Below are 14,625 nucleotides of genomic sequence, written 5' to 3' on the forward strand. Positions count from 1 at the left end.
CAGAAAAGCCTACTAATAAGAGATTAATTTTTGGCAAAGAAAGTATTAATATCAACTTAATGAAAGTTAGATTTTAACCTTTTTCATCAATGTTACTTTTCTCTTCATCATCAAGCCAAAGCTACAAGCAAAGAGAGCGCCAACTAAAGGTGTAGGTTCAGGTACTTGTGTATAGGAAACTTTACCTGATATGGGTTCAGCATCTGGAGAAGTTCTAGAGAAAATTGTAAAATCCTCACCGATGATTTCGTAACTGATAGAACTGGCAGGATTAGATTTATCGTTGAACAGATAATCTAATGCAAAAGATGTTTGTCCTGTTAAAGATGTGGTTTGAAATACAACAGGGAAGTCTGGATAGTTGTTGTCATCTTGTTCTGTGTAGACGGTAGAATCACCGTCAAACTGAAAAGAGAGTGACTGAATTGTAGCTTCGGGAGTATAGTCATTACTCAAATTCGAGTCATCAAAGCTAAAAAAGCCATTTCCCTTAGTTACAGGACTATCAACTGTGAAAGCGTAATTAATAATTGCAGCAGATACAGATTTTACATCTACAACAGCAAAACCTAAAGTTAGGCTAGCAGCAGCAATGGCTAATTTTGGAACTATTTTCATCTCCATTTTCCTCACAATAAACTGATATCACTGATTAGAATAGTGATAGAAATCAATGATTCTTCCCTTTTTAATAAAGAGAAATAAGTCTCCAAATAATTGGATGCACCTTATATTAAAATTGCAAGTTTAAGCAGACTTTAATTAGAGGTAAAATAAGATAGAATTTAAGTTTGCAATATATAGGGCTATAAAAAAATATCCCAAAACTGACGCAAAAATACTCTCTATTTCTTCTTCCTCTGTGTTCTCTGCGTCTCTGTGGTTCGTTTTGGATAATTTATTTCTTGGAAGTCCCTAAGTCCTATAAAGATTATTGAATTCAGCAAAAACCTTTTCAAATAAATATCTTCGTTCGTATTCAGGACTAAAATCCTAGCTTTGGGGACATCAGTCCCCACTACAGACTACTTATTATGAGTCATAACCCACAACTAAAATCAAACACGAAATGAAGACAGTCGCTATAGAATACTACTCAATTATTCTTCTAACATTTTGAAGAATCGAGTAAAGTAATCTGGAAAGGTTTTTGCTGTACAGCCAGGATCTTTAATTACAATTCCTGGAACCTTCAAACCAGTGACAGCAAAAGCCATCGCCATTCGATGATCGTGATAGGTTTCAATCTCCGCAGGGGTAATGGGGCCAGGCTCAATTTTTAGTCTATCTGGAAATTCTTCAACCTGAACCCCTAGCCGACGCAACTCTGTGACAACAGCTTTAATTCGGTCAGTTTCCTTATATCGAATATGTTCCACGTTACGAATGGTAATCGGTGAACTGGCAAAAGGCGCGATCGCACCTAATGTTTGCACTAAATCCGAGATATCATTCATATCAATATCTATGCCTTGCAATTGCTTCGGCCCTGTCACTTCGGTGTAATCATCCGAAGCTTTAACTTCGCAACCCATCTGTTCTAAAACATCTAGCCAGAGAATATCACCCTGACACGATTGTTTGGTCAAATGTTTGACGCGCACCCGTCCCCCTGTGACGGCGGCGGCGGCAAAAAAGTAAGAAGCATTTGACGCATCTGGTTCTACTGTGTAATGTCGAGCTTGGTAACGTTGACCTGCTTTGATCTGAAATTGATTATCGCCGATTTGATTCACCTCCACGCCAAAATCTGCCATCAGACGACAGGTCATTTTGATGTAAGACTGAGAAACGAGTGTACCCTCAACCTCAAAAACCGTATCTTGTTGAGCATAAGGCGCAATCATTAGCAATGCCGAAAGTTGCTGACTTGTTTGGTTAGCTTTTAAACGAAAATTTCCGCCAGCGAATCCCTGGCTATAGAGGGTGTAGGGCATAAACCCAGAGTTTCCCTCAAAGTTAACGGTTGCTCCACCCGTTTGCAGCACCGTCAGCATATCACCCATCGGTCGTTCTCGCATTCGGGGAACGCCATCTAGACGATATTCACCGTTACCCAGTGCCACCAGCGCCGAGATAAACCGTGCTGTAGTACCTGATAAACCCACAAATAAATCTGCCTGTTTAGCTGGGATATCACCTCCTTTTCCTGCAACCTGAATCTGAGCCAGATTAGGATTCAGAGTTATGGGAATACTCAATTCCTCTAAACATTTGGCAAAATACTCGCTGTCTTCACTAAATAAGGCATTTTCTAAAATGGAGTCACCTTGTGCTAAAGCAGCCACGAGCAACGCCCGATTGGTAAGACTTTTAGAACCGGGAATTTCTACCGTGGCATCCACTGGCCGATTTAGAGCAGGAATTGCAATGGTATCCACGTTAAACCTCTACGTAGGCGGTTAGCTACAACTTTATATATTCCCATATTGTGACCAAAAGGGGGAGGGGCGGGAAGAGGTAGGGGAGCAGGGGGCAGGGGGAGATGAGGAAGAATAACCAATGCCCAATGCCCTATGTCCAATGCCCAATAGTTTGTAGTGGAGTGAAAAATTTGATCTTGCTTTTGGGAATACTTAATTTATTCACTTGAATATTAGAACTTAGGCATTATCAATATGAAACGGATTAAACCATTCCTATATTTTCTAACCTTTTCCTTACCATTGGGTTTACTTTCTGCTTTGACAGCACAGGTACACGCTCAGTCGTACCATCCCAACAAAACTTGGCAAATTAGTCAGGCATTTAAGCCACCACAGCGAGGCAAACCTCCTGCAAGTGCTGGTGGTTCTACCCGTGGCGGCTCTTGCCTAATAGGGAAAAAATTAATAACTCCCTTAATGCCTCCAGATAAATTAGGGCTGACATTTGCTCAACATCCAACATTTTTCTGGTATGTACCTCCATTTCAAGTTAAAACAGCTAAGTTTGTGCTGCTAGCTGAAGACCAAAATGTATTTTATGAAACGTCTTTTAAGCTTCCTGCTAAACCTGGAATTATTAGCTTCAAACTTCCTGAGAGTTCCCCCGGACTTGCTGTAGGTAAAACTTATCATTGGTATCTAACAATTGTTTGTAATACTCAAGACTCCAGCGACAATCCGACTGTAGAAGGTTGGGTGGAACGCACTCAACCAGGCTCATCGTTGTCGGAGGCGTTAGCAAAGACAAATGTGTACAAGTTACCCACCATCTATGCAGAAGCTGGGATTTGGCATGAAGCGCTGACTAGTTTGGTGCAGCTACGCCGGACTGAGCCGAATAATTTTAAAGCGAGGCTGGATTGGAGACAATTTTTCAAGTCTGTAGGTTTGAGTGCGATCGCTTCAGAACCATTGCTCGATTGTTGCACATCTAAGAAAGAAGGGCATGGGGCTAAAGCAGAATTCCCAACTCCCAACTCTTCTACAGACGCGATTAATCAAGTCTCTACTCCTAACTCAGCACTCAGCACTCAGCACTAAATCTTATGTGGGCAAAGCTGAAATCGCAAATCTGGCAATGGCGTGGTGTTTTACTTGCTGTCCCTAATATTACAGCCTTGGTGATTGCACTACGGTTGACTGGATTACTGCAATTGTTGGAGTTGGCAGCACTAGATCAATTTTTTCTCCTCCGTCCACAAGAATCGCCTGATACCCGCATCGTCATAGTTGAAATTAATGAGGCAGATATCCGTAAGCAGGGCCAGTGGCCTATGTCTGATGGAAAACTTGCCAGTTTGTTAGAGAAAATCAAACAGCAACAACCGAGAGCGATTGGTTTAGATATTTATCGTGATTTACCCGTCAATCCTGGTCATGAAGCTTTACTTAAGGTGTTTAGATCTACTCCAAATTTGATTGGAGTCCAAAAAGTCTCTGATACTGTTGATAGTTCGGCAGTTGATTCGTCTCCAGAACTAAAGCGACTCGATCAAATTGGGTCAAATGATTTACCCATAGATGGGGATGGCAAAATTCGGCGATCGCTATTATACGTAAATTTAAATAATGATCAGATTCTGGAAAGCTTTGGGTTAAAGCTGGCATTGTTGTACTTGAAACCTGAAGGCATTACCGCCAAGCCATCAGCAACTAACTCTAATTATTTGCAGTTAAATCGTGGCGTTTTCCCGATTTTTGAAGCTAATGATGGGGGTTATGTCCGAGCAGATGCGGGAAGTTACCAAGTGCTGCTGAACTATCGAGGACGGATACAGCAGTTTACTAAAGTTTCTCTGGGCGAAGTACAAGATAAGCCCATTCCACCAGACTTAATGCGGGACAAGGTGGTGTTAATTGGTGCTACTGCTGAGAGTTTGAAGGATCTATTCTATACGCCTTACAGCAGTAATGTCTTGACTGATCCAGAACGAATGGCGGGTATAACAATTCATGCTAATTTGATTAGTCAAATTTTAAGTGCGGCAATGGATGGTCGTCCGTTGATTAAGTGTTTACCTGAGCCGCTAGAATGGCTATCAATTTTAATTTGGTCAATTATTGGTGCTAGCTTGTGTTGGCTACAACGCCACAGTAGCAACCAGAAAACCCTTATGGCTGTTAGTGTTTTGCTAGCAGGTGGCGGTTTAATTGGTGGTAGTTTTCTAGCGTTTTTGGCTGGTTGGTGGATTCCCGTTATCCCTTCAATGCTGGCATTCGCTGGTTCTGCGATCGCACTTACTCAGTATATTGCTCAAAGCGCTACCGAGATGCGAAAAACCCTCGGTCGCTATCTAACTGATGAAATCGTCTCCAATATCCTAGAAACTCCTTCTGGGTTAAAGCTAGGGGGAGAACGGAGAAAAGTTACGGTTCTTGTGTCTGATTTAAGAGGATTTTCGGCTATTTCCGAACAATTACCGCCTGAAGAAGTAGTAAAGATTTTGAATCTTTATTTGGGAACAATGACAGATGTGATTAATCAGTATAAAGGCACGATTAATGAGTTTATGGGTGATGGCATTTTTGTGATATTCGGTGCGCCAATTAGCCGCATAGATGATTCTCAAAGAGCGATCGCTTGTGCTATTGCTATGCAATTGGCAATGCAGCAAGTAAACGAACAAAATCGGCAAATGAATTTTCCCATTCTCGAAATGGGAATTGGGATGAATACAGGGGAAGCCGTTGCAGGAAATGTAGGTTCTCAAAAACGCGCTCAATATACAGTTATTGGCAGTCATGTTAATTTGGCTGCTCGAATTGAATCTTATACAGTGGGAGGACAGATTTTAATTTCTGAAAATACCTGTAAAGATGCCAATATTGACCTCCAAATTGCTGGGCAACTAAAAATAGAACCCAAGGGAATAAAACACCCTGTGACAATTTGTGAAATTCGTGGCATTGGCGGTAAATATAATTTATTCTTGCCTGATGATGATGATAAAATAATCATTCTCAATCAAGAAGTGCCTGTAGAATACACCATTTTGCAGGGAAAACATGCAGTGGGAACAGTATTTTTGGGAGCATTAATTAGCCTCTCAGAAAAAAAGGCGCAATTGCGATCGTTAGATTCTTTAGAAATATTGAGTAATCTCAAACTCAAGCTATTGATTGAAGCAGAAATGGCTACAGAAGAAGAACATATCTATGCCAAGGTAATCCAACAGTCTAATGTTGACAAGCATCTTTTTCTGCTTCGGTTTACAGCCGTTCCACCAAAAGCGATGGCAATGCTCAATGCACTCCGTCAGCCTGAGTCATGTTAGGGCATCAATATTTAAATGGTAACGAAGGGAGGTGTATATAAATCAGGTTAACTGAAAAAGTAGGTAGTTCAGATTTTTTTAAAACAGTAGCAATTGTTGCTGATGCAACCAAGCGATCGCGGTAAGATTTTGGACTTAAGCCCGATCCAACTCCAATAACTCCTTAATAATTCGTAATTTTTAATTTATGCTATAGAGCAACCAAGTTGAGTTATGGAGATAAAAATATGATTTTTTCTAAAACTGAAATTCAATTACATCCAAAGGACAAATGACGAACGTAAACAACTTTCAAAGACTTGTAGAACTTGCAAACGAATATGGGATTATTTGCCAGCCAACACCAGAAGAATGCTTAATTGCATCCTTGCCTGGAGACGATGATTTTTTATTAGCTTTTACTTGGTCTGGAGCAGTTGAAGGAGAGCCGCCAGAGCATGAATTAATAGCAATTAGTGTACAAGATATAGTTAAAGAAGTGACTGTTGCAGCTTGGCAGATTCCTATTTATTTATTTGGAAACGTTTTAAGACAGGCTCAAATGCTTGTTGCTGCTCACAAAGATTTTTTTAGCTAGCAGATAAGCCTCAATACTTTTCGGTTAAGGGGAAAGGGTTTGAATTTACCTTTACCCTTTAATTGTTGGGTTTATCCCAAAAGTATTGAGATAAGCCCCTATAGATTAAGGCATTTAAACTGGTATTTCTCCTTCAAACTAAAAAGTTTTGAAGGGGAAATTTTCGGGTTTTCAGGTAGGGGCAATTCATGAATTGCCCCTACCTGAGAAACTTGTTAAATGTACTAGAATTGCTGTAGTTAAGAAAAGCCTTTTCAATATATAGATATAAGAGGTTGTTTGAAAAGTAGTTGGCTGTGATTTTAGGCACTTATTGATCCCCCCTAACCCCCTTAAAAAGAGGGGAAATGGAATCAAAGTCCCCCTTTATAAGGGGGATTTAGGGGGATCTAAAAGGATTTGATACATCACTAAGAACTTTTCAAACATCCTCTAAAGTTTTTCGTTAATTAACAGAAGACGGACATCGGAAAAAGCACATGGTTCACTGGCAACGAATTCACCCCAGATGATATCCAGATGAACTTCCCCAGTGCTGATATCTTAGTGATATTCCTGATAGACTTTACTTGCACTGTAAGATTTAATCGGATAACCTGAGCGATCGCAATTGTTTTCTAAGAAAATCAATGAACAAATTCCTACTGAGTTTGCTTTCTTCTCCTGTGCTGATTAGCTCCATTCTCTCTATGGGAGTAATGCTGAATCAAGCACAAGCTATAGAGCCAGAACCAGCAACCCAAAGCACAGACCGTCTATCTTGTATCCGTAATAAACATAAAGTGGGTTTAGTATGTGCAAGGGCTTCTGTATTGGCTCAAATTCCTAACTATCAGCGTGAAATAGAGTTTTCTCAAGAAGATGCTCCCATGCTGGAGTTCAATGACGAAGAAAGCAATGTGGCAATCAACTTATTTGGCTGCGATTGTCCTGCTTGTATAAATTCTTTACGTCAGATGCGCGGCGCTACACCTTTGGTATATTAGGATTCTACAAATTTATCTTTGTTTTAAGCAACATCCACAAGCTTTAGTGAGGGCGCAACATTGTTGAACCCTCACTAAAGCTTTTGATATTCCAATAATTACGCTGATTTTTCCACACGCAAACCAAAGTAGGTCAAAACAAGCTCAGTTGAGCCACTATTGACAACTTCATGTACTTCTCCCACTTCTATCGCTACGCAATTCCCTGGAAGCAGGGGGTATTCTGTACCATCAATATGAATTACTCCTGAACCAGCTTCCACAAAGAATACTTCGCACATATCTTGATGCGCGTGTGCTGGTGCGGTTTGTCCAGGAGCAAAACGCGCTTGAGAAAAGTTAGTTAGGTTAGGTAAATCGCCGAAGCGTAACATCACCTTTTTCTTGATTTCGGGATTGTGAGAGACAGACTCTTCTGGCAAGTCTTTCAGAGAATTGGTAATCATTCAGGTCTTAAATCGTTAGATAATTCCACAATACCCCTAGACCCATCAATCCTTACCCGTTGACCATCTTGCAAAAGCCATGTAGCACCCCGAACATCCATGACAGCAGGAATACCGTATTCACGAGCCACGATCGCACCGTGAGAAAGCCGTCCACCAACTTCGGCAATTAATCCTCCAGCCCTTAATAATAAAGGAGCCCAGCCGGAATCTGTGTAAGGTACTACCAGAATCGTATCTCGATCAATCTCCGGCACGTCTTGTAAATTTCGCAACACCTTTACCCTGCCTTCAGCTTGCCCGTGACTGGCTCCAATCCCTTGTAAAATTTGGTCAGAGTAGAGCGCAGAAGGAGCTAAGGGGTGGGGAGGTGTATTGCCGTAAACTAAAAGTGGAATTTGAATAAACTCGCTATCTTGAACAAATTGCGATCGCCTCGATTCCACTAACTTATCTAACTCTTCAATCAGCCTAGAATCGTCACCCTCGACTAAACGCCGCACTTCATCAAAGTTGAGAAAAAAGATATCTCCTGTTTTCTGGAGTAAGCCGGATTTTAACCAAATCTTCTCTAAAGCGACAAAACTCCAACGCAATTCAGCTAACAACCGTGAATAAACTTCGGTAACTCGCCCTTTAATATCTACACGCCGTTGGACAAAAGAACGTTTGCGTTTACCAGCAAAGATGCTATTAATCGCGTCTTTAGCGCCTGCTTGTGGTTCGTTCCCCTGCATTAACTGCACAAACATCTGCTTAATCATCTGGGGATTCTCCCGCCAAGTGGGAACGGAGATATCAGTTCCCACTTCACTTAAATAGCCGTAATCCTGAAGTAATTCGTCAAATTCTCGCAGGATTTTTTCTCCCTCTGGGGTTTGCTTTAACTGCTCAAATACCTGCTGTGGTTCAAACTCAAGCAATACTTGCTTGGCATCTGTGGCTATTGCACTGAGCGAGCGCAATGCCGCCACCTCTGGAGTCACGCTATTATCAATTTGGCCATCCTTCACCCGAAAAATCGCCTGTCGGAGGGCGGCACTTAAGGGGGCTAAAATGCTGTAATATGTCCCGTGGCGCAGCAACTCTAAAATAAAGTCAATTCTGATTAGCAACTTGGCTGGTTCCAAATTATCTACATTTTCCTGCGCCAACTGCGACAACCCAGGAATAAACCGTTGGTGATAATCCTGTTTGAAGTCTTTTTCTAAATTTAATTCCCGCTTCAGCAACCTCCCTAGTCCTGGCAAATTCTCCCAGGTTGACTGCAAGGAAGGTTTACTTAATTTAGCTCCTCTGGTTAAAAATTCCAGACTTTCCGGCGGCAATCCCATCCGCAGAAAGATATTTCCTAAGAGGGATGCGTTAAAATAGGCTCTGGAGTAATGCAGAGTTGCTGTTTCATTAAAATCTAACCCCAAAGCGCGATCGCCCAAAACTAGAGTAAAAAATTCTCCCCAAACTCCACAAGTTAAGGGACGATTAATTGACCATGTTAAGGGGTGAATTACTCCAGGGATCACTTCAGCAGCGATTTTGCGTGTCCAAATTGGTAGTAAAGTGGTGATTGGTCGAGATTGCAACACCCACAGCGTTTGACCGTCGTAACTCCATTCAATATCTTGAGGAGTGCCATGATAACGTTTTTCGAGTCGGTAAGCTAAATATGCGACTTGCTTAATTAATGCTTGGGGAACTCGTCCTTCACCCTCTAATTGCACAGAGGAAGATTTTTCTGTTTCAACGACAAAAGCGCGATATTGTTCTGGTGTGACTTTTCCCGAAACGATTTGCGTTGGGCTGCCTGGCAGGGCTTCAATGATGATTGCATCACCTTGCTGAGTAATGGGATCGCGGCTGAAAGCAACGCCAGAATATACACTTTGGACTTGTTGTTGAATCAACACAGCCATTGCTGTATCACTTGAGCCGCGATCGCGCCGATACTGTACAGCAGATGGATGATTGTAAGAAGCTTGAACTTGAGCGATCGCTTGCTGTAATGCCTCTGGGCTAGTAACATTTAAAACTGTTTCATATTGTCCAGCTGCGGAAGAATTTTCTGAGTCTTCGCCAATAGCGGAGGAACGCACCACCAAGGGGGATAATTCTGATGGCTGGAGAAATTCTGTCAACACTTTCGGATCGTCTATTGGCGCTAGTACCCATCCCTTCGGCACTGGATAGCCCCAGCGCTTAATTTGGGATAATGTAGCCGCCTTTTCTCCGACAATAGCAGCATCCAACTCTTCATCTAAAGAAACCATCGCGCGATTGCCCCGTAAAAATTCCAACATCGCTTGCGATTCTGTTTGTGCCTCTTGAACTGGTAGGTTCATATCATCTGGAATTTTTGCATAAATCCAGGCCATTAAACCAGCTAAAGCCACAGCAGCAAGCATTCTGGGAATATCGCTGAGATGCAAAATTGCTACAAACAGTGGAAAGAGAAGCAAAACCCCATATTTGACTGCCTGTTTTGATGGCAGAATTGTAAAGCTAATACCTGCAAAGAAAGAGACAAACATTGCCACCAGGGGATCGTGTACGACAAATCCCCAGACGACATTTGTTGTACCTGCTCCTCTGCCTATCCAATATCTACCAATTACCAGAGCGATCAGGGCAATCAATTCCCAAAAAGATCCCTCTGGGAAGAAAAGACGGGTGAAGAAAACTGCCGCAATTCCTTTAAAAGCTTCTGACAAGACTGCCAGAATTCCGACAAACTTACCACCGTGATAAAAGGCAGCTGATACACTAATGTTTCGTGTACCAACTTGTGATAATTGCTTACCCGTAAGCGCGTAAGCTATCCATGTAATCAGGGGTAATCCGCCCAAGAGGGGGCAGATAATTAAAATAACTAAAACACCCCAAGGTTCAAACATTCTGGATTTTGGATTTTAGATTTAAATTTTCCATCTAAAACCTCAAATCTAAAATCTAAAGTTTTTCTGAAATTTTTGATGGTAATTAGGGCGCTTTTATTTATTAGTCATGGAATGGACACTTGGCTACGACGGAAACCGTTTAAGACAAGTGCCCTTCTAGACTACTAATGGTTTTAGTTTAGCGCATAGGCAGCTTGCAGCGCCCAGATGATGAGAGCAGCGATCGATCCCAGAAGCAACACGGTAGAGATAGTGACTACTTTTGGGGAATCTGCACCCTCAAACTTCATAATTCCTCGATTTAAGTCGGACATAGCTTTGTAATCCTCTCTTATTGGAGCATGAAACATTTGTCCGTTTTGATTGTAGTCCCTCTATTTACGGATGATGTTAAATTCCTAATTTTATTTTGTTTAAGCCTCGCAATTTTTCCAACCCCACAATTACTTATTTCTTTAGAGGTATCAGTCTTATTTATTAACGGTGGAGAGTAGCGAATAGGGGAGCAGAGGGAAATGAGGGAGAAGAATGAATAACCAATGCCCCATTTCCCATTCCCCATTCCCCATTCCCCATTCCCCATTCCCCATTCCCCATTCCCCATTCCCCATTCCCCATTCCCAATACCCATATCGGCCAATATGTACTAAAATCAATGACTTGAGTCACAAAGAGAGCAATCATGGCATCCATCCGCGAGTTGCACCAACAACTAGTTAAAAAAGAACGTTCTGCCGTTGAAATTACCCAAGAAGCTTTAGAGCGCATTGAAGCGTTAGAGCCGAAATTACATAGCTTTTTATGTGTTACCGCAGAACGGGCATTAGAGCAGGCAGGTGCTGTGGATGCCAAAATTGCTGCCGGGGAAGAAATCGGGCTACTAGCAGGCATTCCTGTTGGGATTAAGGACAATTTATGTACTAAGGGAATTCCTACCACTTGCGCCTCCCGAATTCTAGAGAATTTTGTGCCACCTTATGAATCAACCGTGACGCAAAAACTGGCAGATGCTGGTGCGGTAATGGTAGGCAAAACCAACTTAGATGAGTTTGCAATGGGTAGTTCCACAGAAAACTCTGCCTACCAAGTCACGGCTAATCCTTGGGATTTGTCACGAGTTCCAGGTGGTTCTTCGGGGGGTTCGGCGGCGGCGGTGTCATCCCAAGAGTGTGTAGTTGCTCTTGGTTCTGATACTGGTGGTTCAATTCGTCAACCTGCATCTTTCTGCGGTGTGGTGGGGATGAAACCAACTTATGGTTTGGTTTCTCGTTATGGTTTAGTGGCTTACGCTTCGTCTTTGGATCAAATTGGGCCATTTGCAAACACAGTAGAAGATGCGGCAATATTATTAAGTGCGATCGCAGGTCACGATCCCAAAGACTCTACCAGCCTCAAAGTTGCCATTCCCAACTACGCCGCCAGCTTCAAACCAGACTTCAAACCCAGAGGTCAGCTAAGAATTGGGATCGTTAAAGAAACTTTTGGTGAAGGTTTAGATTCTGTAGTGGAACAAGCTGTTACCAAAGCAGTAGATGTATTACAAAGTTTGGGAGCAGAGATTCATATAATTTCCTGTCCCCGCTTTCGCTATGGCTTACCCACCTACTACATCATCGCCCCGTCCGAAGCGTCAGCAAACTTGGCTCGTTACGATGGCGTTAAATATGGCTACCGCGCTCCTGATGCCGATAATCTACTATCGATGTATACTCGTACCCGTGCCACTGGTTTTGGTACAGAAGTCAAACGCCGGATTATGATCGGCACTTATGCCCTTTCTGCTGGCTATTACGATGCTTATTACCTGAAAGCGCAAAAAGTCCGCACCCTAATTAAAGAAGACTTTGAAAAGGCTTTTCGCTTGGTTGATGTGTTAGTTTGTCCCACATCTCCCACTACAGCATTTAAAGCAGGGGAAAAAACTACTGATCCCTTGAGTATGTATTTAACTGACTTGATGACTATTCCTGTGAATCTTGCTGGTTTACCTAGTTTAAGTTTGCCATGCGGTTTTGATGACCAGGGTTTACCAATAGGATTGCAGCTAATTGGCAATGTACTGCGAGAAGACCAATTGTTTCAGGTAGCTTACGCTTATGAACAAGCTACTACTTGGCATCTGCGTAAACCACAAATATCTTGAATTTGTCATTTGTCATTGGTCATTTGTCATTGGTGATTAATTCTCATCCTTCACTCGCCACTTCCTCTAAGTAAGTTAGCAGAAATAAACCAATTATGTTACGAAATGTAAATAGGCTTAAAGTCTTTACTAATGACCAATGACAAAGGACAAATGACAGCCTTGCCAGCTAGCTTTAATTGCGCCAATGTACTTACTTTTCTGTCAATTTGTTAGTTTTGCTGACTATTGACTGTTGATTATTTACTTCTGGAGTCAGAGATTCAGATGTGATTTGTGGTGGATTAAGTATATGTAAAAGACCAGCAGATGCAGCTACTAATAACAGAATGTAGGTAACGACAAGAGGTATGTATGTATTTGGTTTGTTGTCAGAATTTTTATGATCGTTCTTGGGGTCTTGGCGGACTACTGGATTGCTTATAAGAGTATGTGATAAAGCATTTCCATCCAGTCCTAAAGCATCTCCATAGCGACGGATGAAGCCTTGAAGAAAAATAGGCTCAGGTAATTCTTCAAATCGTTCTTCTTCTAAAGCGTGCAAAACACCTGCTCTAATAAGTGTTTGAGCGGCAATTTCTTCTATGCGTATGGCTTTTTCTTGCCTTACTTGTCGTAAATGTGTGGTTATTTCCTTTAGCTGCTCTACTTGAGCTTGGTTTAAGAGTGTCACTGTCTTCTCCTCTATGGGCTAATTCTACTATTCATATAGTGAGAAGACTTAAAATGGCATACGTATTTTTACTAGATATTTGATTTTCGTGAATTTTTTAAGAAGAGTTGAAATCTAGACTTAAAAATGCTATGGCTGCCGATAATAGTGTGTTATTTGTTATAATTTATACTTTGCATTAAATAAAACAGGACATAAAAGTTAAGAAGCTGCAATTTATAATACAAGTATTTTATAATTGCTACTCTGGGCTGGGATAATTGCCGCGATCGCTCCAAGAGAAGGAGCAGGGAGAAAATTCCTCTCCTCTGCACCCTTCCCCCTGCCCCTCTGCCTATTTTCAATGCCCAATTCCTCTTCACATACGTTCCCAGAGTTAGAATGAGCTTGCCGTTGGGCGGACAATCACTTCATTGATATCAACATCATCCGGTTGGGATACGGCATATAATACGGCTCTAGCGATCGCATCAGGAGTGAGCGCAGTTTTGCGGAGTTCTTTCAAGAAGCCTGTTGCTGATTCGTCTGTGATATCAGAGCCGAGTTCAGTTTCAACCACGCCAGGGGATATTATTGTGACGCGAATATTTCTCGATTCTTGTCGTAATCCATCGGATATGGCCCAAACAGCAAATTTTGTCGCGGAATAAACCGCGCTGGTAGGCCCCACCATGTGCGCGGCGATGGAGGCGGTATTGATAAACTGTCCACCGCCTTGCGCTTCCATGATTGGTAAACCAGCAGCAATACCATTCAATACGCCGTGGATATTCACATTAATCATGTTGTCCCATTCCTCGACTTTCAAGGCATTCATTGGCGACAGGGGCATCACGCCTGCATTGTTGAAGATGACATCGACACGACCAAACTTATCTTTGGCGAAGTGAATGAACGCTTTCATATCCTCACGATTCGCAACATCCACCGCTTTGAATTCCGCTATATAACCCTGGTTACGGATCTCCTCGATAATCTTTTCTAGCTTTTGGGTGCGCCGTGCCCCTAAAACAACTTTTGCACCATTTTTAGCGAGTAACTTAGCGGTGGCTTCACCAATACCGCTACTGGCTCCAGTGATCGCAATGACTTTATTTTCTACGTTTAACATGGTTATTTTTCCCTCTGTTGAGGTTTATTTAAATTTTGGATGTGTTCATCGTATGAGTAAGTGCAAAGGTTTGAAATACACAGACCTCGCGCTT

13 protein-coding genes are annotated in these 14,625 nt (G+C 42.0%); 5 read left to right on the top strand and 8 right to left on the bottom strand.

The window, feature by feature from the left end; all coding sequences use genetic code 11:
• Window positions 1–66: 66 nt before the first annotated feature.
• Window positions 67–618 (bottom strand): PEP-CTERM sorting domain-containing protein, encoded by a 552-nt coding sequence (locus IQ274_RS08790; protein ID WP_194142010.1) that lies wholly within the window; start codon window positions 616–618, stop codon window positions 67–69.
• 482 nt (window positions 619–1,100) lie between these two features.
• The gene (aroA, locus tag IQ274_RS08795; protein ID WP_163929658.1) at window positions 1,101–2,381 is read right to left on the bottom strand and encodes a 3-phosphoshikimate 1-carboxyvinyltransferase; all 1,281 of its coding nucleotides are present in this window, start codon (window positions 2,379–2,381) and stop codon (window positions 1,101–1,103) included.
• Between the two features lie 237 nt (window positions 2,382–2,618).
• Here aroA and IQ274_RS08800 point away from each other — a divergent pair, with 237 nt between their 5' ends.
• From IQ274_RS08800 to IQ274_RS08815, 4 genes are all read left to right on the top strand, one after another.
• Window positions 2,619–3,467 carry a DUF928 domain-containing protein gene (locus IQ274_RS08800; RefSeq protein WP_228058110.1) on the top strand — a complete coding sequence of 283 codons (849 nt, stop codon included), beginning with the start codon at window positions 2,619–2,621 and terminating at the stop codon, window positions 3,465–3,467.
• Between the two features lie 5 nt (window positions 3,468–3,472).
• Window positions 3,473–5,701 carry a CHASE2 domain-containing protein gene (locus tag IQ274_RS08805; RefSeq protein ID WP_194142011.1) on the top strand — a complete coding sequence of 743 codons (2,229 nt, stop codon included), beginning with the start codon at window positions 3,473–3,475 and terminating at the stop codon, window positions 5,699–5,701.
• 271 nt (window positions 5,702–5,972) lie between these two features.
• Window positions 5,973–6,278: a hypothetical protein gene (locus IQ274_RS08810; RefSeq protein WP_163938308.1), complete on the top strand. Its 306-nt coding sequence runs from the start codon at window positions 5,973–5,975 to the stop codon at window positions 6,276–6,278.
• 629 nt (window positions 6,279–6,907) lie between these two features.
• Window positions 6,908–7,264, top strand: a complete 357-nt coding sequence (locus IQ274_RS08815; RefSeq protein ID WP_012408048.1) for a hypothetical protein — start codon at window positions 6,908–6,910, stop codon at window positions 7,262–7,264.
• Between the two features lie 98 nt (window positions 7,265–7,362).
• On the opposite strand, the gene IQ274_RS08820 is transcribed toward IQ274_RS08815, so the two are convergent.
• The 4 genes from IQ274_RS08820 to IQ274_RS08835 all read right to left on the bottom strand — a co-directional run bounded on the left by IQ274_RS08820 (window position 7,363) and on the right by IQ274_RS08835 (window position 11,288).
• Window positions 7,363–7,710, bottom strand: a complete 348-nt coding sequence (locus IQ274_RS08820) for a cupin domain-containing protein (protein ID WP_194142012.1) — start codon at window positions 7,708–7,710, stop codon at window positions 7,363–7,365.
• Window positions 7,707–10,601 (bottom strand): glycerol-3-phosphate acyltransferase, encoded by a 2,895-nt coding sequence (locus tag IQ274_RS08825; protein ID WP_194142013.1) that lies wholly within the window; start codon window positions 10,599–10,601, stop codon window positions 7,707–7,709. Before IQ274_RS08825 ends, IQ274_RS08820 begins: the two co-directional genes overlap by 4 nt.
• A gap of 176 nt (window positions 10,602–10,777) precedes the next feature.
• Window positions 10,778–10,918, bottom strand: coding sequence for a hypothetical protein (locus IQ274_RS08830; RefSeq protein WP_041565237.1), 141 nt, complete (start codon window positions 10,916–10,918; stop codon window positions 10,778–10,780).
• A gap of 163 nt (window positions 10,919–11,081) precedes the next feature.
• On the bottom strand, window positions 11,082–11,288 hold the full coding sequence (locus IQ274_RS08835; protein ID WP_194142014.1) for a hypothetical protein: 207 nt from the start codon (window positions 11,286–11,288) through the stop codon (window positions 11,082–11,084).
• On the opposite strand from IQ274_RS08835, the gene gatA reads away from it, so the two are divergent.
• On the top strand, window positions 11,287–12,747 hold the full coding sequence (gene gatA / locus IQ274_RS08840; RefSeq protein WP_163937686.1) for an Asp-tRNA(Asn)/Glu-tRNA(Gln) amidotransferase subunit GatA: 1,461 nt from the start codon (window positions 11,287–11,289) through the stop codon (window positions 12,745–12,747). The two genes, IQ274_RS08835 and gatA, sit on opposite strands and share 2 nt — an antisense overlap.
• A gap of 193 nt (window positions 12,748–12,940) precedes the next feature.
• Here gatA and IQ274_RS08845 read toward each other — a convergent pair whose 3' ends face one another.
• Entirely contained in the window at window positions 12,941–13,420 is a 480-nt protein-coding gene (locus IQ274_RS08845) for a helix-turn-helix domain-containing protein (RefSeq protein ID WP_163937689.1), read from the bottom strand.
• A gap of 376 nt (window positions 13,421–13,796) precedes the next feature.
• Complete coding sequence (locus IQ274_RS08850) at window positions 13,797–14,531, bottom strand: SDR family oxidoreductase (protein WP_163937692.1); 735 nt, start codon at window positions 14,529–14,531, stop codon at window positions 13,797–13,799.
• Between the last annotated feature and the right edge of the window lie 94 nt (window positions 14,532–14,625).

Origin of the sequence: Nostoc sp. LEGE 12447 (assembly GCF_015206985.1) — a bacterium.
Lineage (GTDB): Bacteria > Cyanobacteriota > Cyanobacteriia > Cyanobacteriales > Nostocaceae > Nostoc.

Coding starts and splice junctions, on each gene's coding strand:
- IQ274_RS08790 (WP_194142010.1), bottom strand. CDS start 618: ATGAAAATAGTTCCAAAATTAGCCATTGCTGCTGCTAGCCTAACTTTA.
- IQ274_RS08800 (WP_228058110.1), top strand. CDS start 2,619: ATGAAACGGATTAAACCATTCCTATATTTTCTAACCTTTTCCTTACCA.
- IQ274_RS08805 (WP_194142011.1), top strand. CDS start 3,473: ATGTGGGCAAAGCTGAAATCGCAAATCTGGCAATGGCGTGGTGTTTTA.
- IQ274_RS08810 (WP_163938308.1), top strand. CDS start 5,973: ATGACGAACGTAAACAACTTTCAAAGACTTGTAGAACTTGCAAACGAA.
- IQ274_RS08815 (WP_012408048.1), top strand. CDS start 6,908: ATGAACAAATTCCTACTGAGTTTGCTTTCTTCTCCTGTGCTGATTAGC.
- IQ274_RS08820 (WP_194142012.1), bottom strand. CDS start 7,710: ATGATTACCAATTCTCTGAAAGACTTGCCAGAAGAGTCTGTCTCTCAC.
- IQ274_RS08825 (WP_194142013.1), bottom strand. CDS start 10,601: ATGTTTGAACCTTGGGGTGTTTTAGTTATTTTAATTATCTGCCCCCTC.
- IQ274_RS08830 (WP_041565237.1), bottom strand. CDS start 10,918: ATGTCCGACTTAAATCGAGGAATTATGAAGTTTGAGGGTGCAGATTCC.
- gatA (WP_163937686.1), top strand. CDS start 11,287: ATGGCATCCATCCGCGAGTTGCACCAACAACTAGTTAAAAAAGAACGT.
- IQ274_RS08835 (WP_194142014.1), bottom strand. CDS start 11,288: ATGATTGCTCTCTTTGTGACTCAAGTCATTGATTTTAGTACATATTGG.
- IQ274_RS08850 (WP_163937692.1), bottom strand. CDS start 14,531: ATGTTAAACGTAGAAAATAAAGTCATTGCGATCACTGGAGCCAGTAGC.